This window comes from Mycobacterium sp. pV006 (assembly GCF_041287115.1).
GTDB lineage: Bacteria > Actinomycetota > Actinomycetes > Mycobacteriales > Mycobacteriaceae > Mycobacterium.
In genome coordinates, this window is sequence record NZ_JBGGKT010000003.1 from 151,484 (window position 1) to 172,717 (window position 21,234).

Sequence of the window (21,234 nt, forward strand, 5' to 3'; positions counted from 1 at the left end):
CTGTCACGGGCCTACCCGTCCGGTTCTACTGAGCGCGAACGCCGTTCTTCCGAAGACTCCCCGGTGATGGCCGGATCAGCGTCGTTGGCCGAATTCTAGCCCGTGCCGTTCTAGAGCGGCGCAGCGGCGTCGGACGTGATCTCGATCAGCGCGAGCCCGAACTGCTCGGCCATTTCCTCCACCGAGTAGTCGTCGAGCCGCGCGGCGTCATACCACCAGAGTGCGTGGAGCTGATCGTCCACGCAGCGCACCTGCAGTTCGAGGCCTGCACCGGAGGCCGGCACCTGGTCACCGTCGACGACGTTGAGCAGCACCTCGGACTTGGGGACCGGGTGGCCGGGTGCGGATGCCAACGCGGTGTGCGCCCCCTGCAACAACTCCGTGGGGCCCATCGGGACCGACGCGGCACACGGCAGCGCGACCGGATGGTTCAGCCAGCGGTGACCCCCGGTGACGTCGACGGCCACCTCGCCGTCCCCGCGCGTCCGACCGAAGGTGCGCGCGAGCGCGGCGAGCAGGATCTCCTCGGTCGGCACCCCCAGCCAGTCCGCTGCGGCGTGGAGTTCGACGAACAATTCGCTCGAAGGCGAAGAAGCGAACTTCTGCAACTGCTGCGACGAACCCCCGGCGGGGCGATCGAAAACGTCCAGCGTTACCGGAATTCCGAAGACGGGCCGTGGTTTGACCTCGTCAGCGATGTGGGGAGCGACCATGCAGCTAACCGTACAATGGATGTCCCAGATTTGGGAGAGACCTCCCAAAACTGTGACGGCAGTGTCAATTACGAGTCTGACGTTTGTTTGCCGGGTGGGCTCCCCAATATCCCGAACAGGGTTTATGGTGTTCAGGTGCCCAGGACAGATGAGAACGGCCGGCAGCTCAAGGCGCTGCTCGACTATCTGCTCGACGGGGAGATCGACGCGAAGGACATCTTCGACGCCCTCGGAATCTCCAGCAGCACCTACTACCGCCGGATCAAAGAAGCCGACTACCCCAACGCCGAGGAACTCCGCCGAGTCGCCGACCAGTTCGGCTTGAGCTATCCCGACCTGCAGATCCAGTTCGGCCTGATGAGCCGCCAGGAAGTGTGGAACTACGTCGAGGCTGCGGGCCCCGCTCAGCTGGTGGCCACACTGCCGCAGAACGCGGAGCGCACCGAAACCCGACGCCGCCCGAAGCTCTCGGAACTGACGCCCCGCCTGGACGCGCCGCCACTGTAGGACCGTCGGCCCGTACAATTCGCTGACAACGCACGGCCCCGAAAGCGACACCCCATGGCTCTGGCAACCCTGATCGCGATCACGCTCCTGTGTATCGCGTGGAGCCTGTGGATTCGTCGTGTGACCTGGTCCTGCCGCTGGGAGGTCGCCGCGACCCTCAACATCGCGCTGCAGGGGGCCGCGGTCCTGCTGATGTCCCCGCTGGCCTCGGAGACCATCGGCGTCTGGCTGTACTCACTCACCGGCAAGTGGAACCTCGAGGACTACATCGGCCACGACTGCTACATCGTGGCCGCGTCGGCGGTGGTCTACAACGCGCTCGGCCGGCTCGAGCAGGACCACGCACTGCAGCAGCGGTTCCGGTCGCATGTGGAGTTGCCGGCCACGCTGTGCATCCCACTGTTGTTGGCGGCCTTCTGGGCGGGTAACGGTGCGGCGATCTACCGGCCCGACTTCTTCGACGTGCCCACGGACTTCTGGCTGAACCTGTACTGGCTGCTGCTGTGCGGCATGCTGATCTACCTGCTCGGCTACGGCGCTCGGGCACTGCTGATCCTGCGCCACGACCCACGCTCGCGCCCGATCGCCAACGTCTACCTGTTCGCCTCGGCGATGGGGATCGGGGCGTGCCTGGTGCGCATCACCACCGCGTTCATCCCGCAGCTGCAGACCATGACCGGCACCATCCTGGTCTGGTTCTTCGCGTGTGCCTGCGGCGCGGGCTTCGCGCTGACCTCGGCGCACTCCTGGCGGCTGAAGACCCGCTGGTTCAGCGGCGCGAAATCCTGATCCCGCCGGCGGTCAGACCGCGGCGGCGGCCAGATCGGTGAACGGGGCGCCGAACTCCGGCACCGCCCGATAGCCGTTGCGCCGCGCCGCGACCGCGCCCCGGCGGATCAGCGCCGCGGTGGCCACGAAACCGGCCTGGTCGCTGAGCACCATCGGGGTGAGCAGACGGTTGTGCACGAACCCGAAGCCCAGCCCGGTCTGCGGGTCCGCCCAGCCCAGCGAGCCGCCGAGCCCCACATGCCCGAAACCGGGCATCAGGCCGGGGACCGGCAGCCCGTGATAGCCCAGATGGAACGACAGCGGCACCACCATGGCGTGGTCCAGACGCAGGCTGCGCCGCCCCACCAGTGCCGCCGCGGTTTCCTTGGACAGGAACTGCGTGCCGTCGATCCGCCCACCGTTGGCGATCGCGCCGTACATCTTGGCCAGACTGCGGGCGGTGGCCACGCCGTTGGCGGCGGGGATCTCACCGTCGAGCAACGGGGTGTCGCCCTGGACGAATGCCTTCACGCCCGGGAAGTACATGGCGCCGAAACCCGCCGAGATCGGCAGCGCCGCCACGCGCGGTGCGACGAAGTTGAACATCGGGTTCTGCAGCCGGGTCTGCGGACCGATGATCCTCGCGGCCTGCGTCGGCGCATCGGCCGGCGGGCGGCCCAGGTGCAGACCGTCGGTGTTCAGTGGCGCCGCGACCTCGGTGCGGATGAGCTCGCGCATCCCCTTGCCCGTCACCGACCGAGCCAGCCCCGACAGCAGCCATCCGAAGGTGAAGGCGTGGTAGGCCGGCTTGCCCAGCAGCCAACTGGCCGGCGCGGCCGCCAGCCGTTCCTCCATCACGAGGTGATCCATCAGGTGGGTCTTGTCCGCGCCGTTGAGCTGGGACAGGCCGGCGCGGTGGCGCAGCGCGTCGCGCACGGTGATCGCGGATTTGCCGTTGGCGCCGAAGTCGCGCCAGTACTCCGCGACCGGGGCGTCGTAGTCGATCAGCCCGCGGTCGGCGAGCCGGTGGATGACCGTGGCGGCCACGCCCTTGGTGGCCGAGAAGACCATCGGCGCGGTGTCGGCGACCCAGCGCCGCTTCCCGCGCCGGTCGGCCCAGCCGGCCCAGACGTCCACGACGCACTCGCCGTCGAGGTAGACCGACAGGGCGCCGCCGCCGAGCCGCTTCCACGGGAACATCTGGGCGAAGGTCCGCACCGCGTGCACGAAGTTCGGGTCCGCGGCACCGCGAACGCCGCGTGGGAGGTTGCCGCCCCACTGTTGCTGAGAGATCGCCACGATGCGCTCCCTAATAGTTGACACCCGTCACAGTGGACTCAATCTACCCTGTGACGCGGCTAACAAAACGGGAGTTATCGTTTCGTTAGTCGGCAGCCGGACCGGGCCGTTCCACGGCGTCGAGGATCTGTTGAGCACCGAGCGCCGGAGTCAGGGTGCCCGCGCGGACGGCGGCCTCGACCTCGCCGCGGATCGCGCGCACCCCCGGGCTGGACACCACCCGGTCGAGCACCGCGTCGCGCACCATCGACCAGGTCCATTCGACATGCTGTGCGCGTCGGCGCGCCTCGAACTCGCCGGCCTCGGTCAGCACGTCGCGATGTTTGAGGACGGTCTCCCACAACTCGGCCAGTCCCGTGCCTTCGAGCGCGCTCATCGTCAGCACCGGCGGACGCCACAGCGTCTCGCGCGGGTAGATCAACCGGATGGCGCCGGCGAGTTCGCGCGCGGCGGCCTTGGCCTCGGTGGCGTGCTCCCCGTCGGCCTTGTTCACCACGATGATGTCCGCGAGCTCCAGGACACCCTTCTTGATGCCCTGCAACTGGTCGCCGGTACGCGCCAGGGTCAGGAACACGAAGGTGTCGACCATGTTGGCGACGGTCACTTCGGACTGTCCGACGCCGACGGTCTCGACGAGGATGACGTCGTATCCGGCGGCCTCGAGGAGCACGATCGTCTCCCGGGTGGCCTTGGCGACACCGCCGAGCGTCCCCGAGGTCGGCGAGGGCCGGATGTAGGCGTCGGGGTGCACCGCCAGCCGGGCCATCCGCGTCTTGTCGCCCAGGATCGAACCGCCGGTCCGGGTCGACGACGGGTCCACCGCCAGCACCGCGACGCGGTGTCCGCGCTCGATGACGTGCATCCCGAGCGCCTCGATCGAGGTGGACTTGCCGACACCGGGCACCCCGGTGATGCCGACGTGCAGCGCGCTGCCCGCGGCGTCGGCCAGCTCCAGGAGCAGTTCCTGGGCCTTCTGCCGATGGTCGGGACGGGTGGACTCGACGAGGGTGATGGCGCGGGCCAGCGCCGAGCGGTCACCACCGCGAAGCGCTGCCGCGAGCTCACCGACAGGCTGGCTCATCTAGCTCAAGCTGTAGCCGAGTCGTGCGGCGAGCTTCTCGAGCAATCCGATCGCGGCATCGGCGATCACCGTGCCCGGCGGGAATATCGCCGTGGCGCCGGCAGCGTAGAGCTCGTCGAAATCGCCCGGCGGGATCACCCCGCCCACGACGATCATGATGTCGGGCCGTCCCGCCTCGGCCAGCGCGTCGCGCAGCGCGGGCACCAGGGTGAGGTGCCCGGCGGCCAGCGACGAGACCCCGACGACGTGAACGTCGTTGTCGGCGGCCTGCCGGGCCACCTCGTCCGGGGTGGAGAACAGCGAGCCCACGTCGACGTCGAAGCCGATGTCGGCGAAGGCCGTGGCGATGACCTTCTGCCCGCGGTCGTGCCCGTCCTGGCCCATCTTGGCGACCAGGATGCGGGGGCGGCGGCCGTCGGCCTCGGCGAACTTCTCCACCAGGGCGGTCGCGGTGCTGACGTTGCTGGCCATACCCACCTCGTCTCGGTACACGCCCGCGATGGTCCGGATCTCGGCCTGGTGGCGTCCGTACACCTTCTCCAGGGCGTCGGAGATCTCGCCGACGGTGGCCTTGGCGCGGGCTGCGTCGATGGCCAGGGCCAGCAGGTTGTTGCCCAGGCCGTCCTCCCCGGCGGTCCCGGTGGCCGCTGCGGCGCGGGTCAGCTCGGCGAGCGCGGCCTGGGTGGCGGCCTCGTCGCGTTCGCTGCGCAGCCGTTCGAGCTTCGCGAGCTGCTCGGCGCGCACGCGGCTGTTCTCGACCTTGAGGACCTCGATCTCGTGATCCTCGTCGACCTGGTACTTGTTCACGCCGATGACCGGCTGTTGACCCGAGTCGATGCGGGCCTGGGTGCGCGCCGCGGCCTCCTCGATGCGCATCTTCGGGATCCCGTCGCTGATCGCCTGCGCCATGCCGCCGTGCTCGGCGATCTCGCGGATGTGGCCGCGCGCCTTCTCGGCGAGCTGATGGGTGAGCCACTCCACGTAGTAGGAGCCGCCCCACGGGTCGATCGGACGGGTGGTACCGGACTCCTGCTGCAACAGCAGCTGCGTGTTGCGGGCGATGCGCGCCGAGAAGTCGGTCGGCAGGGCCAGCGCCTCGTCGAGGGCGTTGGTGTGCAGCGACTGCGTGTGGCCCTGGGTGGCGGCCATCGCCTCGATGCAGGTGCGGGCCACGTTGTTGAACGCATCCTGCGCGGTCAGACTCCAGCCCGAGGTCTGCGAATGTGTGCGCAGCGACAGCGATTTCGGGTTCTTCGCGCCGAACTCCGCGACGAGCTCGCTCCACAGCAGGCGACCGGCGCGCAGCTTGGCGACCTCCATGAAGAAGTTCATGCCGATGCCCCAGAAGAACGACAGCCGCGGCGCGAACTTGTCGATGTCCAGGCCGGCATCCAGCCCCGCCTTGATGTACTCCACACCGTCGGCCAGCGTGTAGCCCAGCTCCAGGTCGGCGGTCGCACCGGCCTCCTGGATGTGGTAGCCGGAGATCGAGATGCTGTTGAACTTCGGCATCTTGGCGCTGGTGTAGCCGAAGATGTCGGAGATGATCCGCATGGACGGCTTCGGCGGATAGATGTAGGTGTTGCGGACCATGAACTCCTTGAGGATGTCGTTCTGGATGGTCCCGGCCAGCTTCTCCGGAGGCACGCCCTGCTCCTCGGCGGCCACCACGTACAGCGCGAGGATCGGCAGCACCGCGCCGTTCATCGTCATCGACACCGACACCGCGGACAGGTCGATGCCGTCGAACAGCTGGCGCATGTCGAGGATGGAGTCGATGGCCACACCGGCCATGCCGACGTCTCCGGCCACGCGGGGATGGTCGGAGTCGTAGCCGCGGTGGGTGGCCAGGTCGAAGGCCACCGACAGACCCTTCTGACCGGCGGCCAGGTTGCGCCGGTAGAACGCGTTGGACTCGGCGGCGGTGGAGAAGCCGGCGTACTGGCGGATGGTCCAGGGCTGGTTGACGTACATCGTGGGGTACGGGCCGCGGACGAACGGCGGCTGCCCCGGCACGCTGTCGAGCGGATAGCCGGCGTCGGCGACCTCGCTGCGGTCACCGGCGATGTAGACCGGCTTGACGTCGATGCCCTCGGGGGTCTCCCACGTCAGCTGCTCGGCGGTGTAGCCGTGCGCCGCCGCGGCCGCCTCGAACAGTTCGCCGGTGTCCCCCGGGTTCGGCGCTGGTGTCTCGGTGCCGCCGTACAGCGGGACGTCGGCGAAGCCGGCGATCTTCTTGGATTCGGTTGCGGTCATGTCATGCCCCCAATCGGGTCAGCAGGTCCGACAGCGCAGCGACCGCGTCGATCTTGGCGGTCAGGTACCCGTCGGGTTTGGTGGCGGCCTCGGCGACGGCCTTCTCCGGACCGGCGAGCAGGACGTGGTTGACCCCGGCCGCGCGCGCAGCCTCAACCGCCGCGGCGGCCTCGTCGCCGTAACGGGCGTCGGTTCCGCAGATCACCGCGACTTCGGTGACCCCGGCCGCGGTGACCGCGTCGGCGATGCCATCGGCCTGCAGCGGTCCGGGATTGACGGCTTCGATTCCGCCGGCGGCCAACAGGTTGGTGGCGAACGTGGTGCGGATGTTGTGCTCGGCGAGCGGCCCGAGCGGCAGCAGCAGCGCCTTCGGTCGCGCTCCCTTGTCGGCGAGGGCAGCGTCGGAACGATCGCGCAGAGCTTCGAACGCGGCCGCGTAGCGACGCACGTCGGGCAGTGGATCACCCTGCGGCAGCGGCACTTCCGCGAGGTCGGGGAACTCGTTGACGCCGGTCACCGCGGTGCGCCGGTGGGCGATGTCGGTGCCGCGCCGGTCGGCGACCTCAGCGATGCGCGCACTGATCAGCTCGCCGGCCGCGGCGAACCCGCCCGCGGCTTCGATCTCCTGGAAGTGCGTCCACGCCTGTTCGGCGACACTGCGGGTGAGATCCTCGACGAACCAGGACCCACCGGCCGGGTCGAGCACCTGCCCCAGATGCGACTCCTCGAGCAACAGCAACTGGGTGTTGCGCGCGATGCGGCGCGCGAAACTGCGTGCGGTACCCGGGAATCCGCCGTCGATGGCGACGTCGAACGGGTGCACCAGCAGGGTGTCCGCGCCACCCACACCCGCGGCGAACGCCGCCACCGTGGTGCGCAGCATGTTCACCCACGGATCGCGCTGCGCCATCATCGGCAGCGACGTCTCCGCGTGCACCGTGGCCGCCCCGGCCGCCGGCTCGCCGACAACCTCGGCGACCCGGGCCCAGAGTTGGCGTGCGGCACGCAGTTTGGCGATGCTCATGAACTGGTCGTCGTCAACCGAGAACCGGAAGCTCACCTGCGCCAGCGCATCGGCCGTCGACAGGCCGGCCTCGGTGAGAACCCGCAGATAAGCCACGCCCGCGGCCACCGCCGCACCGAGTTCCCACGACGCGTTGGCGCCGAGGTCGTGCAGCGTCGTGCCGTCGACCGTGACGGTCCGCACGTGCCCGGCGTGGCCGGCCACCGTCTGCGCCACCGCCGCGACGTCGCCGACGTCCGGCGCGCGACGACCCGTCAGCGCAGCGGTCAGCGGGTCGGCGCCCAGGTCGATCGACAATCGGGCCCGCTGGTCGTCGTCGAAATCCCGGACCAGTCCCAGCAGTTCATCGGCGGTGGCGCGCAGCACCGCGCCGTCGCCGGCGATCTCGGCGATGACCGGCACCAGGTCGACGAAGACACCGTCGAGGAGGCGCGGTAGATCGGCCGGGTCGATGCCCGGACGTCCGGGCCCGTGGTCCCCGATGCGCAGCATCAGGGCGCTGATGCCTTCGGTCAGGCCCAGCAGCACCGCACCGTTGGCCTGGTCGACGGCGGCGTCGTCGACCGGGAAGACCTCGGTGACCTTCCATCCCGTCTTGACATCGCGCAGCCCGTCACCGCCGCGGGTGAACGGCCACCGTCCGGGCAGCGGGGGTTCGGCCAGCTCGTCGGCCCGGGTGTAGAGCGGGCGGATCGCGAACCCCTCGTAGGTCTGCGAATCGAGCAGACGTTCGGGTTCGGCGGGCAGATCGGCGGGATCTCGCCGCGTGGATTTGGCGAGAACGCCCGCAACCGCGGTACGCCAGCGGTCAAGTTCGGAAACGAGTACTCCCCCGGCAGCGCCGGCGCTGGGTTTCTGCACGCCATCAGGCTAAATGATGGGTGTCGCGGCAGTGTACGCCGGTCGCCTGCGACGTCACCGCGCCAACACGTGCCGGTCGCCGCGGCCCCGTAAGGTGGGGAGTCGTGAAAGCCGTCGTCAACACGTTGCGCACGCTCGGCGCGGCGCTGGTGGCCACGGCCCGTACCGCGTCCCGGGCCCGCCTCGCCGCGGTGTTGACCGGCATTGTGATTCTCGTCGCAGTTGCGGTGTGGGTGCCGCTGCCCAACGCGTTGCAGCTGCGCGACTGGGCGACCTCGGTCGGCGCCTGGTTCCCGTTGGCCTTCCTGGCCGCGCACATCGCCATGACGGTCTTCCCGTTCCCCCGCACGGCCTTCACGCTGGCCGCGGGACTGCTCTTCGGTCCGTTGGTGGGCATCCCGATCGCGGTGGCGGCCAGCACGGCCAGCGCCGTCATCGCGGTGGTGCTGGTGCGGGCGATGGGGTGGCAGTTGAGCCGACTGACCGGTCACCCCCGGCTGGACGCCCTCGACGCCCGGCTCCGTCAACGAGGGTGGGCCGCCGTGATGGCGATGCGGTTGATCCCGGCGGTACCGTTCTCGGTGCTCAACTACGCAGCCGGCGCCTCGGCGGTGCGGCTGCTCCCCTACACGCTGGCCACCCTGATCGGAGTGCTGCCGGGCACCGCAGCCGTGGTGATCCTCGGTGACGCACTGACCGGGCGCGTGAATCCGTTGCTGGTCCTGGTCTCGCTGTGCACGGCAAGCATCGGTATCGCCGGCCTCGCGCTCGAACTGCGCAGTCACCGGCGCGCCTCGCTCACCCCGGCCGATGCGGCCGGCGCCGAGTCGCAGTGCAGCCGACTCGGTTAACGGGCCGTCCTGGCGGCCGCGGGACCCTTCACGGTCAGCAGCCCGTAGAGGACGAGGAACGACGACGACGCGATCAGACCGGGACTCCAGTCCTTCGCCCGCACATGTGATCCCGCCGCGAGCACGAAGTAGACGGTCAGCAGGAACGTCGTCACCCGCGCCAACGCCGGACTGCGGGACACCGCCGACAACCCCACCGCGGATACGGCCTTCACCACCGGCAGCAGCGGCCAGAAGCGCTTCGGCAGACCGACGGTGCGCAGCGCCTCGGCGATCGGGGCGACCGGTCCGACGCAGGCCGCGGCGTCGACGGCCTGGAACGCCGCCAGCGCCACATAGGTGCGATTCGAGGTCAGTTCGGTCATGGCGTCATTCCACGGGCTTGTCGGGGGCCGGCGGTTGCGCGGCCTGGGCGGCGGGGTTCAACTGCACCGGTGGAGGGTTCGACGACAACAGTCCCGGGCCCTCGACCGAGGTGCGGGCCTCGGCCTCGGCCCGCGCCACCGCCTGGGCGATCGCCGGATCGGTCTGGGTGTCGAACCAGTCGGCGACCTCGTCGGAGTCGTCGCCGGCGGGTACGTCGTCGACCGGGGACGGCGTGTAACGGAAGACCCCGTCCTCGCCCGGCGCGCCGAGCATCTTGGTGAAGCCCTGCAACGCGGTACCGAAATCGCTGGGAATCACCCACACCTTGTTGGCCTCACCCTTGGCCATCTCCGGCAGCGTCTGCAGATATTGGTAGGCCAGCAGTTCGGGGGTGGGCCGACCCGCCTTGATCGCCGCGAACGTCTTCTCGATCGCCTTGGCCTCACCCTGGGCGCGCAGGTACTGGGCGGCGCGTTCGCCCTGGGCGCGCAGGATCCGGGACTGCCGCTCGGCTTCTGCCGAGAGGATGGCGGCCTGCTTGGCGCCCTCCGCGGCGAGGATCTGCGCCTGCTTCTGACCTTCGGCCTGCTTGATCGCGGACTCCCGGTTGCCTTCGGCGGTCAGGATCATCGCGCGCTTCTCGCGGTCGGCGCGCATCTGCTTCTCCATCGAATCCTGGATCGACGGCGGCGGATCGATGCTGCGCAGTTCCACGCGGGCTACCCGAAGTCCCCACCGGTTGGTGGCCTCGTCGAGGACGCCGCGCAGCGCGGTGTTGATCTGGTCGCGGGAGGTCAGCGTCTGCTCCAGTGTCATGCCGCCGACCAGATTGCGCAGGGTGGTGGTGGTCAGCTGCTCGACACCGACGATGTAGTTGCTGATCTGGTAGACCGCGGCCTGGGGATTGGTGACCTGGAAGTACACGACGGTGTCGATCTGCACCGTCAGGTTGTCCTCGGTGATCACGGGCTGCGGCGGGAAGGAGACCACCCGTTCCCGCAGGTCGACGCGGGCGCGGATCTTGTCGACGAACGGCAGCAACAGGGTCAGCTGTCCCGACACGGTCTTGCTGTAGCGGCCCAGTCGTTCGATCACCGCCGCTTCCGCCTGGGGGATCAGTGCGACCGATTTGGCCACGATGATCGCGGCGAACACCACCAGCACGGCCAGCAGGATCAACCCTGCGACAGCACCATCCACGACGGGCTCCTTCTGCTAGGCGATCTTGGCGACCTTGGCGGTGGCTCCGTCGATGTGCACGACGGTCACCTGGTCCCCCGGTTCGAAGACATCGTTCTCGTTGAGCGGGCGCGCCGTCCAGACCTCGCCGTCGAGCTTGACCTGTCCGGTGTGGGCGGCGACCCGGTCCAGCACCAGCGCGCTGCGGCCTTCCAGGGCTTTGACGGGTTCGGGCAGGCCGGCGCCCGAGGCCATCCGTCGGCGCAATGCCGGCCGGACCGCGACCAACAGCAGCACCGACACGAGCGCGAACACCAGACCGTCGGCCCAGATGGGCCAGTTCAGTAGCCAACTGGTGCCCGCGGCCGCCAGCGCACCACCGCTGAGCATGAGCAGGAACAGGTCGCCGGTGAGAGCTTCGGCACCGGCGAGCGCGAGGGCGGCGATCAACCAGATCAGCGCTACGGGCATATGGCTCAGCCTACGCGTAACCGGCTCGCCGGGCGGGCAACAACTACACTGCGACCATCATGTGGTGCCCAAGTGTTTCGCTGGCGGTGTGGGCCAACTCCTGGTTGGCCGGCGCTGCTGCGCCCGACGATGTGCTGGACGCGTTATCGCAGTGGGCACCAAGACATTCGGTGACCGCCTACGATTCGGCTGCCGCTGAGCGGACCGGCCTGACATGGCCGGACCTCGCCGACTCGGGTTCGGTGTCGCTGCTGCAGACCTTGCGGACAGCCGCCGGTCGGGACGCGCGCGAACCCGTGATCTCGGTGGCGCTGCCGATTCCGGGGGACGTCCGGGGGTTGCCGCCGGGAACTCAGTTCGGGCGTGACGCGATCACCGCGGGCGAGGCCGTGCTGGTGGCCAATCCGGGCGGCTCGGTGGGGCTGGTGCCCGACTTCGAATACGCCGAGGACGCGGACGCGGATGCCGGCACGGAGTTCGACGTGGAGGTGACGTCGCTGTCGTGGACGGTGTACTCGGTGGACGCCGTGGCACCTACAGCACACTCCGATCTGGGTGAGGCCGAGTTCGGTCTGCGCGACGCGGTGCGCAGCGCGGCCGACGCGCTCGGGGCGCTGCGGGCCGGCGCGTCGGGCAGCGAGATCGACGATCCCCGCACGATGGTCGAGCAGGTTCTCGAATCCGTTCTCCTACATCGCATCCCGGAGCATGCGCCGGCCCGGGCGGTCCGGGTACTGGAAAACGCCGCACATGTCGACGCGATCGTCACGGTCAGCGCCGGTCTGATTCCCAGCGGCATGCAGAGTTCCTCCGAGATGCAACTGGCCGGCGATGCACTGCGCCCGCTGACCGCCGTGGTCCGTTCGGCCCGCGCCGCGGCGGTGGAGGCGATCCTGTATTCGGCTTGGCGCGGTTAGCTTCTCAGGCCTCGCACGCGGGTGTGCAGAACACTCCGTTGACGGTGCAGCCGTAGCTGGGCACCACGACGGGATCGCCGGCCCGTAGCGGTGCGGCGCCGCTCTCCAGTTCCTCGACGAGGTCGATCACCAGCTGGGCGAACCTGGGATGGGCGTTCGGCGTCAGGGCCCGCGCGTAGGCGATGCCCGTGGCCGCGGCCTGTTCGGCGACCTCGTTGTCCAGGTCCCACACCACCTCGATGTGGTCGGCGACAAAGCCGATCGGGCACACGATCACCGCATCGACTCCCGCTGCGGCCAGGGCGTCGAGGTGGTCGCCGACATCGGGTTCCAGCCACGGCACCTGCGGTGGCCCCGAACGGGACTGCCACACCTGGTCGTAGTCGTCGAACCCGGCGGCGCGCGCCACCAGGGCGGCGGCGTGTGCCACCTGGCGCTCGTACAGGTCGGGACCACACCGCTGCGCGGCACGCAGGGGAATCGAGTGGGCGGTGAACACCAGACGAGCACGGTCACGCATCCCGTCCGGTAACTGCGCGGCCGCTTCCCTGATCGCGTCGGCGAACAGCGCGACCAGCAACGGGTGGTCGAAGTACTGGCGCAGCTTGGTCAGCTCCGGCGCGTCGGCCCCGCACGCGGCTCGCCCGCGTGCGATGTCCTCTTGATACTGTGCGCAGCCCGAGTAGCCGCCCCAGGCCGACGTCGCGAACACCGCGGCGCGCCGAACACCGTTGTCGCGCATCTGTTTGACGGTGTCCTCGACGAAGGGGTCCCAGTTGCGGTTGCCGAAGTAGACGGGCAGCTGCCGACCGCGGCGCGCCAGTTCGGCTTCGATCGCGGTGATCAACGCCCGGTTGATCGCATTGATCGGTGACACCCCGTCGAAGTGCAGGTAATGCTCGGCAACCGACTCCAGGCGCTCCCGGGGGATCCCCCGTCCACGAGTCACGTTCTCCAGGAACGGCATCACCTGATCAGGCCCTTCGGGTCCGCCGAAGGACAGGAGCAGGAGGGCGTCGAACGATGCCGCGGAGGAGGCCATGTCAGCTCGTCACAGCAGCTGGGTGCTGGCTCCGCCGTCGGCGTAGATCACCGTGCCGGTGGTGGCGGGCAGCCAGTCCGACAGCAGCGCACACACCGTCTTCGCCACGGGGGTGGGGTCCTTCATGTTCCAGCCCAGCGGGGCGCGCTGGTCCCAGCCCTCTTCGAGCAGCTGCATCTGCGCCCCGGCCTCCTCGCCGAGCGCGCCGCCGACGATCGCGCTCATGGCCAGGGTCCGGATGGGGCCTGCCGCAACCAGATTCGAGCGCACGCCGTGGGGGCCGGCCTCGCGGGCGACGAAGCGGTTCACCGACTCCAGCGCGCTCTTGGCGACGGTCATCCAGTTGTAGGCCGGCATCGCCCGCGTCGGGTCGAAGTCCATGCCGACGATGCCGCCGCCGGGGTTCATGACCGGAAGCACCGCTTTGGCCAGGGACGCATACGAATACGCCGAGATGTGGATCCCCTTGGCGACGTCTTCGTAGGGTGCGTCGAAGAACGGGTTGATCCCCATGCCCGTCTGCGGCATGAAACCGATCGAGTGCACCACGCCGTCGAGCTTGTTGCCCTCGCCGATCTCGGCGGTGATCCGATCGGCGAGTGTGTCGAGGTGCTCCTGGTTCTGCACGTCGAGTTCGAGCAGCGGCGGCTTCGACGGGAGCCGGTCGAGGATGCGTTCGATGAGCCGCAGCCGGTTGAAGCCCGTGCAGATCACCTCGGCGCCCGCCTCCTGGGCCACCTTGGCGATGTAGAAGGCGATAGAGCTGTCTGTGATGATCCCCGTGACGAGGATCCGCTTGCCTTGGAGAAGTGTCACAGTGAATGTCCTTCGCTCGTCTGTCTAGTGGCCCATGCCCATGCCGCCGTCGACCGGGATGACCGCGCCGGCGATGTAGCTCGCGTCCTCCGACGCCAGGAAACTGACCACCCCGGCGACCTCTTCGGCGGTCCCGACCCTCTTGGCCGGGATGAAGTCCAGCGCACCCTTCTGGATGCGTTCGTCGAGCGCGCGGGTCATCTCGGTGTCGATGTAGCCCGGCGCCACCACGTTGGCGGTGACGTTGGCCTTGGACAACTCCCGCGAGATCGAGCGGGCCATGCCGATCAGGCCGGCCTTCGAGGCGGCGTAGTTGGCCTGGTTGCCGATCCCCCACATGCCCGACACCGAGCCGACGTAGATGATCCGGCCGAACCGTTTGCGCTGCATGGTCCGTGACGCGCGTTGTGTGACGCGGAACGCACCGGTCAGGTTCGCGTCGATGACCTTCTGGAACCGCTCCTCGGTCATCCGCATCAGGAACGCGTCGGCGGAGATGCCGGCGTTGGACACCAGCACCTCGACCGGGCCCTGATGTTCCTCGACCTGGGTGAACGCGCGATCGACGGCGTCGTTGTCGGTGACGTCGCACTCGACGCCGAACAGTCCCTCGGGGGCGCCGGACCCGCGGTGGGTGACGGCGACCTTGTGCCCGTCTGCGGCCAACCGTTGCGCGATCGCCAGACCGATCCCGCGGTTGCCGCCGGTGACCAGCACCGAGCGGGCGACGAAGGCGGGACGTCCGCCGGCGGAGGCACCTTCGGTGTCGGCGGAGTTCTCCGTGGAAGTCATGATCGCCAACTTAGTCGGTGCGCCGGGCCCTCAAGAAATCGCCTCAGTTGGGAAGTCGCCGGTTGATCAGCAGGGCGGCCAGCGCGGCACCCGCCAGGACGAGGGCGCCCAGCCGGAGCCAGCCCACACTCGCGTCACCCTTGATCGTCTCGTAGCCGATCTGCTCCTGCAGGTCGGTGAACACGGCTTTGAGTTGTTCGAGGCTCGACGCGGTGAACGCCTCGCCGCCGGAGAGGTCGGCGATCCGCTTGAGCATCTCGTCGTCGACGGGCACGGGCTGACGCTGCTCGTTGATCTCGACGTAGCCGTAGGGGGTGCCGAACGACACCGTGGAGATCGGCACACCCTGGTCCTTGGCGGTCCGCGCGGCCGTGTAGGCGCCCTTCGGATTGTCCGGGTTGGAGGGCACCGTCTCCTTGCCGTCGGACATCAGCACCACCCGCGCCGGCGGGGGCTCGTCGCCGCCGCCGATCACCGCACCGACGGTCGCGATGGCCTGCAGCGCGGTGAAGATGCCCTCACCGGTGGCGGTGCGGTCGGCCAGTTGCAGTTTGTCGATCGCGTTCTTGGTCGCCTCCCGGTTGGTGGTAGGCGAGACGAGCACGGTCGCGGTACCGGCGTAGGAGATCAGTCCCAGGTTGATGCCGGGGGTGAGTTGGTCGGCGAACTGCTTGGCGGCCTCCTGGGCCGCGTTGAGTCGGTTCGGCGCCACGTCGGTGGCCCGCATCGACTGCGACACGTCGATGACCAGCATCACCACCGCGCGGTTACGCGGAATGCGGACGTCGTGCGTCGGCCCGGCCATCGCGACGGTGAACGACACCAGCGACAGGATCAGCAGGGTGGCCGGCAGATGGCGGAATCGGTTGGGCCGCTGGGGCGCCACGCTTTCGAGCAGCTCCATGTTGGCAAACCGCAGCATCCGCTTGTGACGCGACAGCTGCACCACCACGTAGAGCACGATCAGGCCGAGCACCACCAGGAAGAACAGGAAGAACCAGGGGTGCTCGAAGCCGGTCAGCGACATCGGTCCGAGCAACGGTAAAGTCATGTGCTACTTGTCTTTTCGTCTCTATCGGGCAGCCAGGGCGCCGCGCCGGCGGCTCGCCACGAAGCGCACCACGTCGGCGATCCAGTCGCGGTCGGTACGCAGCGTCAGCAGGGGGGCGTCGCAGCGGCGCAGCGTGCGTGCCACGTCGGCTCGGTGGGCGGCAGCGGCTTTCGCGAAATCCTCGCGCAGTTGTTCGTCGATGGTGAACTCACGCGTGCGTCCGGTCTCGGTGTCCTGCAGGACGACGTCGCCTACCGGCGGCAGTTCGACGTCGCGGGGATCGAGGATCTCGATGCCGAGTACCTCGTGCCGCCCGGCGATGGCCCGCAACGGCCGCATCCAGTTGATCGGTCCGAGGAAGTCGCTGATGATCACCGCCATCCCGCGGCGGCGTTCCGGACGGCGCAGCGCGTCGATGGCCGCGGCGAGGTCGCCGCGCACCCCGACGGGGGCACGCGGTGTGGTCGCGATGGCCCGCAACAACTCCTGTTCGTGCATGCGTCCGGACAGCGCAGGCACGCGGCGCATCTGGTCACCGTTGGAGATGATCGCGCCGAGCCGGTTGCCGCCGCCGCTGTTGAGAAACGCGATCGCCGCGGCGGCCGCCACGGCGAGGTCGCGTTTCTCGCAGTCCGCCGTACCGAAATCGAGGCTGGCCGACACGTCGACCACCAGCCAGGTCTCCAGTTCCCGGTCGGCGATCATCTGGCGCACGTGGGGCTGGGTGGTGCGCGCGGTGACCGACCAGTCCATCCGACGGACGTCGTCGCCGGGCTGGTAGACGCGCGACTCCCCCGGCTCCGATCCCGGTCCGGGCAGCAGGCCGAGATGATCGCCGTGCAGCACACCGTCGAGCTTGCGGCGCACCGTCAACTCGAGTTTGCGCAGCGCGGCGGTCAGCGCCGGGTCGCGGATCTCACCCCGTTGCAGGGACGGCAGGTCCATGCCGCGGCGAGCACGCGGGCTGTCCGAGGAATCGGCAGGTGAACTCACTTAACGGCCCCGGCGGGTCAGCGGCTCGCCGCAGCGGCCGCCGACGGCACCACCGGCGGCACCGCATGCCCCTGCTGCGGGATCGCGTTGACCTGCGGCAGCGCCACGGTCTGCAGGATGCGGTTGACGACCGTCTCCGCCGAGATCTCGTCGGCCAGGGCGTCGTAGGTCAGCACGAGGCGGTGCCGCAGCACGTCGGGGATGATCTCGACGACGTCCTGCGGGATGACGTAGTCCCGGCCGCGGACCAGGGCCAGCGCACGCGAGGCGGCGATGATGCCGAGCGAGGCGCGCGGCGAGGCGCCGTAGGCGATCCACGCCTTGGCGTCGGGCATGCCGAACTTCTCGGGTTCGCGGGTGGCGGTGACGACGCGCACCACGTAGTCGACCAGCGCGTGGTGGACGAACGTGTTGGCGGCGACGTCCTGCAACCGCAGCAGGTCGGCGGTGGTCAGGATGCCCTTGGGCTCCGGCGGTTTCACACCCATCCGGTAGATGATCTCGCGCTCTTCCTCCGGCGACGGGTAGTCGACGTTGAGCTTGAACAGGAAGCGGTCGCGCTGCGCCTCGGGCAGCTGGTACACGCCCTCCTGCTCGATCGGGTTCTGGGTGGCCATCACCAGGAACGGGCTGGGCAGCGGGAAGGTCTTGCCGCCGATGGAGATCTTGCGCTCGGCCATGACCTCCAGCAGTGCCGACTGCACCTTGGCCGGTGCGCGGTTGATCTCGTCGGCGAGCAGGAAGTTCACCACCACCGGTCCGAGTTCGATGTCGAACTCCTCCTTGCCCTGCCGGTAGATCCGGGTGCCGACGATGTCGGTGGGCACCAGGTCGGGCGTGAACTGGATGCGGGCGAAGGTGCCGCCGACGACCTTGGCGAACGTCTCCACGGCCAGCGTCTTGGCCACACCGGGGACACCTTCGAGCAGCACGTGGCCCTTGGCCAGCAGACCTACGAGCATCCGCTCGACGAGCTGGTCCTGGCCGACGATGATGCGCTTGACCTCGAAGATGGCCCGCTCGAGGGTGTGCACCTCGTTCTGCAGACCATTGGACTGCGCCTGCGCCGATGAGGCCGGCGCCGCGGCGTGCGCACCGGCGGAGGGGCCCTGCGAAGCGGCCTGTCCGGGATATCCGCCAGCGCCCTGCGGCGGCCCACTCGGTGAGGTCATCAATGTTCCTTCCACATGTGCAGTACATGTCGGTTCGTCCGGCGCCGGCCGAGGGGCCGCGCTCGTCGTCAACTATTCCAGGCGGGTACGCATCCGTCGACGCCGCCCGGCGGCGTGCCGCCCCGCACGCCGGCTTTCACCGGCCATGCTCAGCATGGGCTCAGCAGGCACTCAGGATTCGATGATGCGCGCGACGTGCGGCTGCAGGCCGGCGGTGCGCACCGGGCTCACGGTGACCTTGCCCGCGCTGCCCGAGGACTCCAGCATCTTGCCGTTGCCGAGGTAGATCGCGACGTGTTGGCTGCCGCCCGGACCCCAGAAGAGAAGGTCACCGCGCTTGGCTTGCGAGACCGGGACCTTGCGGCCGGTGTTGTACTGGTCGCCGGAGTACTTCGGGATCAGCACGCCCACACCGGCGTAGGAGAACTGGGTGAAACCCGAGCAGTCGTAGCCGACGATGTTGGCGCCGGAGTCGATGCCGCGGCTGGGGCCCGTGGGTTTCCCGCCGCCCCACGAGTACGGGGTGCCCATCTGGCTGCCGCCGCGCCGGATCACGTACTCGATGGCAGCCGGTCCGCGCACGAACCCGGGCGCGACCGACGCCGGTGCGTCCTTGGGGGCCAGGCCGATGGTCTGCAGGAACTTGCGACCGAGGTCCATCGTGACCTGGGTGGCCTGCGCCGTGGCGGCCAGTGAGGCGTTGGCGATGGCCAGGGGGTCGCCGGGAGCTCCGGCGCTGATCAGCTTGGGCAACGTGGGATCCCACTGACCGGCCGCGGGCTGCGCGCCCGCCGGAGCGGCCGCGCCGAAAAGCATCGCGGCGGCGGCGATCAGGGAGACGAGGAAACGACGCAACAGAGATTCACCACTCGATCATTCGGACGGCGAACGGGGTCATGCCGCTGGTGCGTACCGGCGAGATCTTGACCACCGAACCGGTGTAGGGGGCTTCGAGCATCTGGCCGTCGCCGAGGTACATCGCGACGTGCTGGCTGCCGTTGGGGCCCCAGAACAACATGTCGCCGCGCCGCATCTCCGACGACGGCACCTTGCGCCCGGCGTTGTACTGCGACCCCGAGTAGTGGTCCAGCTTGATGCCGACGCCGGCGAACATGTAGAGCATCAGGCCCGAGCAGTCGAAACCGACGGTGTTCGCGCCGCGGTCGATGCCCCGGCTGGGGCCTGCGGCGTTGCCGCCGCCCCACGAGTACGGCACACCCATCTGTGCCATGCCGCGCTTGATGACGAACTCGGTGGCCTGCCGGCCGTAGAGCCGCGGGATCGCGCCGTTGGTGACACCGGTCGGCGTCGGCAGCAGTCCGAGGCTCTGCAGAAACTTGCGTCCCAGGTTCTGGGTGATCTCGAGCGAGGTCGTGATGATCTTGATGACCGCGTTGATGATCTGGATCGGGTCACCGCTGACGAACGCGCTCGGGATCTGCGGCAGCGTCATGTCCCAGGCCGTGTCGCGGTTGCCGGTGGCCGGGTCGATGTCCCAGTCGGGATTGGCCCCGCCCGGCGCCGGGGTGCCGGCGGGGGCACGACCGGCCGAGGTGTCGGCTGCTGTCGGCGCGGCGGCCGCCGGTGCCTGCGAGGGTGCGGCCAGAGACTGGGCTGCCCGCAGCTTGGCCTGGGCCTCCGCGCGCTCGGCCGACAGCCGGTCGAGTTCGGCCTGCTGCGCCTGGAAAACCTGCTGGGCTCCGGTGAGCGCGTCGACGGCGGCCTGCTGGCTGCTCTCGGCCGCCTGGACGGCCTCGTCGGCCTGCTGCTTGGCCAGCCGCGCCGCCGACTCCTTGTTCACCTGCTCGGTACGCGCCGCCAGCAGATCGGACATGACCTTCTGCGAACTGATCGACAGGGTCTGACCCGCGGCGGCGGTGTTGAGGATGTCCGACGGGTCGGCAGCGGTCAGGTACGAACTCGACGGACCGCGGGTGTACATCGCGGCGGCGAAGGTGTCGAAGCGGCGCTGCGCCGCAGCGATCGCCGCGTCGGCCTCCTTGACCCGTCGAGCGCTGGCGTCGACCTCGGCTTGCGCGGCGGCGGCCGCGTCCCGGGCGTTGGCCACGTCGAGGATCGCCTTGTTGACGGCCTCCTGCTGCGTCTGGATTTCCGCGCCGAGGTTCTGCAGCTTCTGGTTGACGTCGGCCACCTCGATGACGAGCTGGGCGACGTCGTCGCTCTTGGGTTGGGCGTGTGCGAGATGCGGGGTCGTGACCACCAGGCCGAACACCAACGCCGCCGCGCACAGCCGCGAAGCGGAGGCGCCGCCAGGGATGCGTCTCATCCGATTCCAGTCTCCTCAGGCTCCACGCGAACGTGTCGGCACTTGCCGGGCGCTGTCACAGGAGTCACAAATAGAACAACTGCAACAAGCGGCACCGTTTGCACCGTACGTCACATCTGACGCTGAAGAAACTTTTGTAACAAATTACAACAATGTAATTGCGAATGGCGTTATCAAATGGTGATGTTGTGATTCGCGAGACAGGTTCGGCGAGAAGTTCAGGCCTGTTCAGGGGCAGTTTCGGCGGCCGCGCGCCGTTTGCCCGCCTGCTGCAGCATTCGCGTCCCGACGACCGCGCAAGCGACTGCTAGCACGAGCAGAATGGTGAATGGCGTCCACGGGAAATGCGAAGTCGTCAACTCCCCGAGGAAATTCTTCGAGGACTGCACCGAGTTACCCGTTCGGGCGAGGTCCTGGCCCGCCTCCAACGTCATCCGATCGAAGGTCGGACTGTAGCTCCCGACGAAGCTGGGACTCAGCGCCAGCACCGTCGACCCCGGATAGGCGGTGCCGACCTCGGTGGCGATGTCGCGCAGCGGCGTGTCGATCGGCGGATTGAAGTCGATGACCACGATCTTGAGGTCGATGCCGTCCGCGCGCGCGGCATCGACGACCTCGCGCAGGGCCGGCACGTCGGACTCGGCGGCCGGCGGGACGCTGACTCCGTCGTCGGCGACGTCGGCCTTGACGGCTTCGATGTCGACCTCCGGCGGGATGTAGGCCGGCAGGTGGGGAATCCAGTGCGGTCCGGTCACGACAAGCAAGGTACGCGACCGGGAGGACAGCCC

21 protein-coding genes are annotated in these 21,234 nt (G+C 69.0%); 4 read left to right on the plus strand and 17 right to left on the minus strand.

All coding sequences use genetic code 11. The annotated features are described in order from the left end of the window. Window positions 1–110: 110 nt before the first annotated feature. A complete protein-coding gene (locus ACAG25_RS06720; RefSeq protein ID WP_370487550.1) occupies window positions 111–713 on the minus strand; it encodes a hypothetical protein in 603 nt (200 codons plus the stop codon). A 135-nt stretch (window positions 714–848) separates the two neighbouring features. On the opposite strand from ACAG25_RS06720, the gene ACAG25_RS06725 reads away from it, so the two are divergent. Together ACAG25_RS06725 and ACAG25_RS06730 are read left to right on the plus strand one after the other, a co-directional pair. Further along, complete coding sequence (locus ACAG25_RS06725) at window positions 849–1,220, plus strand: XRE family transcriptional regulator (protein ID WP_370487551.1); 372 nt, start codon at window positions 849–851, stop codon at window positions 1,218–1,220. A gap of 54 nt (window positions 1,221–1,274) precedes the next feature. Continuing rightward, the gene (locus ACAG25_RS06730; protein WP_370487552.1) at window positions 1,275–2,009 is read left to right on the plus strand and encodes a hypothetical protein; all 735 of its coding nucleotides are present in this window, start codon (window positions 1,275–1,277) and stop codon (window positions 2,007–2,009) included. A gap of 12 nt (window positions 2,010–2,021) precedes the next feature. Here ACAG25_RS06730 and ACAG25_RS06735 read toward each other — a convergent pair whose 3' ends face one another. The 4 genes from ACAG25_RS06735 to mutA all read right to left on the minus strand — a co-directional run bounded on the left by ACAG25_RS06735 (window position 2,022) and on the right by mutA (window position 8,509). After that, window positions 2,022–3,290 carry a serine hydrolase domain-containing protein gene (locus ACAG25_RS06735; RefSeq protein WP_370487760.1) on the minus strand — a complete coding sequence of 423 codons (1,269 nt, stop codon included), beginning with the start codon at window positions 3,288–3,290 and terminating at the stop codon, window positions 2,022–2,024. 82 nt (window positions 3,291–3,372) lie between these two features. Beyond that, window positions 3,373–4,368 carry a methylmalonyl Co-A mutase-associated GTPase MeaB gene (meaB, locus tag ACAG25_RS06740; RefSeq protein ID WP_370487553.1) on the minus strand — a complete coding sequence of 332 codons (996 nt, stop codon included), beginning with the start codon at window positions 4,366–4,368 and terminating at the stop codon, window positions 3,373–3,375. After that, window positions 4,369–6,624, minus strand: a complete 2,256-nt coding sequence (gene scpA, locus ACAG25_RS06745) for a methylmalonyl-CoA mutase (protein ID WP_370487554.1) — start codon at window positions 6,622–6,624, stop codon at window positions 4,369–4,371. Between the two features lies 1 nt (window position 6,625). Further along, complete coding sequence (gene mutA, locus ACAG25_RS06750; RefSeq protein ID WP_370487555.1) at window positions 6,626–8,509, minus strand: methylmalonyl-CoA mutase small subunit; 1,884 nt, start codon at window positions 8,507–8,509, stop codon at window positions 6,626–6,628. A 104-nt stretch (window positions 8,510–8,613) separates the two neighbouring features. Between mutA and ACAG25_RS06755 the strand changes: the two genes are divergently transcribed. Beyond that, entirely contained in the window at window positions 8,614–9,360 is a 747-nt protein-coding gene (locus ACAG25_RS06755) for a TVP38/TMEM64 family protein (protein WP_370487556.1), read from the plus strand. On the opposite strand, the gene ACAG25_RS06760 is transcribed toward ACAG25_RS06755, so the two are convergent. Genes ACAG25_RS06760 through ACAG25_RS06770 form a run of 3 tightly spaced genes read right to left on the minus strand, consistent with a single transcriptional unit; the run spans window position 9,357 to window position 11,376 of the window. Then, a complete protein-coding gene (locus ACAG25_RS06760; protein WP_370487557.1) occupies window positions 9,357–9,725 on the minus strand; it encodes a DoxX family protein in 369 nt (122 codons plus the stop codon). The genes ACAG25_RS06755 and ACAG25_RS06760 overlap by 4 nt on opposite strands. Before the next feature lie 4 nt (window positions 9,726–9,729). Beyond that, window positions 9,730–10,926, minus strand: a complete 1,197-nt coding sequence (locus ACAG25_RS06765) for an SPFH domain-containing protein (RefSeq protein WP_370487558.1) — start codon at window positions 10,924–10,926, stop codon at window positions 9,730–9,732. Between the two features lie 15 nt (window positions 10,927–10,941). After that, window positions 10,942–11,376 (minus strand): NfeD family protein, encoded by a 435-nt coding sequence (locus tag ACAG25_RS06770; RefSeq protein ID WP_370487559.1) that lies wholly within the window; start codon window positions 11,374–11,376, stop codon window positions 10,942–10,944. Window positions 11,377–11,435: 59 nt separating this feature from the next. On the opposite strand from ACAG25_RS06770, the gene ACAG25_RS06775 reads away from it, so the two are divergent. Then, the gene (locus ACAG25_RS06775; RefSeq protein WP_370487560.1) at window positions 11,436–12,293 is read left to right on the plus strand and encodes a hypothetical protein; all 858 of its coding nucleotides are present in this window, start codon (window positions 11,436–11,438) and stop codon (window positions 12,291–12,293) included. Window positions 12,294–12,297: 4 nt separating this feature from the next. Here the strand turns inward: ACAG25_RS06775 and ACAG25_RS06780 are convergent, their stop codons facing one another. From ACAG25_RS06780 to ACAG25_RS06820, 9 genes are all read right to left on the minus strand, one after another. Continuing rightward, entirely contained in the window at window positions 12,298–13,335 is a 1,038-nt protein-coding gene (locus tag ACAG25_RS06780; RefSeq protein ID WP_370487561.1) for a ferrochelatase, read from the minus strand. 9 nt (window positions 13,336–13,344) lie between these two features. Further along, a complete protein-coding gene (gene inhA / locus ACAG25_RS06785; RefSeq protein WP_370487562.1) occupies window positions 13,345–14,151 on the minus strand; it encodes an NADH-dependent enoyl-ACP reductase InhA in 807 nt (268 codons plus the stop codon). 24 nt (window positions 14,152–14,175) lie between these two features. Next, window positions 14,176–14,943 carry a 3-oxoacyl-ACP reductase FabG1 gene (gene fabG1 / locus ACAG25_RS06790; protein WP_370487563.1) on the minus strand — a complete coding sequence of 256 codons (768 nt, stop codon included), beginning with the start codon at window positions 14,941–14,943 and terminating at the stop codon, window positions 14,176–14,178. Between the two features lie 43 nt (window positions 14,944–14,986). Beyond that, complete coding sequence (locus ACAG25_RS06795) at window positions 14,987–15,994, minus strand: VWA domain-containing protein (RefSeq protein WP_370487564.1); 1,008 nt, start codon at window positions 15,992–15,994, stop codon at window positions 14,987–14,989. 21 nt (window positions 15,995–16,015) lie between these two features. Next, window positions 16,016–16,939: a DUF58 domain-containing protein gene (locus ACAG25_RS06800; protein WP_370487565.1), complete on the minus strand. Its 924-nt coding sequence runs from the start codon at window positions 16,937–16,939 to the stop codon at window positions 16,016–16,018. Between the two features lie 65 nt (window positions 16,940–17,004). Further along, window positions 17,005–18,159 carry an AAA family ATPase gene (locus ACAG25_RS06805; protein ID WP_370487566.1) on the minus strand — a complete coding sequence of 385 codons (1,155 nt, stop codon included), beginning with the start codon at window positions 18,157–18,159 and terminating at the stop codon, window positions 17,005–17,007. Between the two features lie 171 nt (window positions 18,160–18,330). Further along, window positions 18,331–18,975 (minus strand): NlpC/P60 family peptidoglycan endopeptidase RipB, encoded by a 645-nt coding sequence (gene ripB, locus ACAG25_RS06810; RefSeq protein WP_370487761.1) that lies wholly within the window; start codon window positions 18,973–18,975, stop codon window positions 18,331–18,333. A gap of 46 nt (window positions 18,976–19,021) precedes the next feature. Then, entirely contained in the window at window positions 19,022–20,446 is a 1,425-nt protein-coding gene (gene ripA, locus ACAG25_RS06815; RefSeq protein ID WP_370487567.1) for an NlpC/P60 family peptidoglycan endopeptidase RipA, read from the minus strand. A 218-nt stretch (window positions 20,447–20,664) separates the two neighbouring features. Continuing rightward, window positions 20,665–21,201, minus strand: a complete 537-nt coding sequence (locus ACAG25_RS06820; protein ID WP_370487568.1) for a DUF6676 family protein — start codon at window positions 21,199–21,201, stop codon at window positions 20,665–20,667. Window positions 21,202–21,234: the final 33 nt, after the last annotated feature.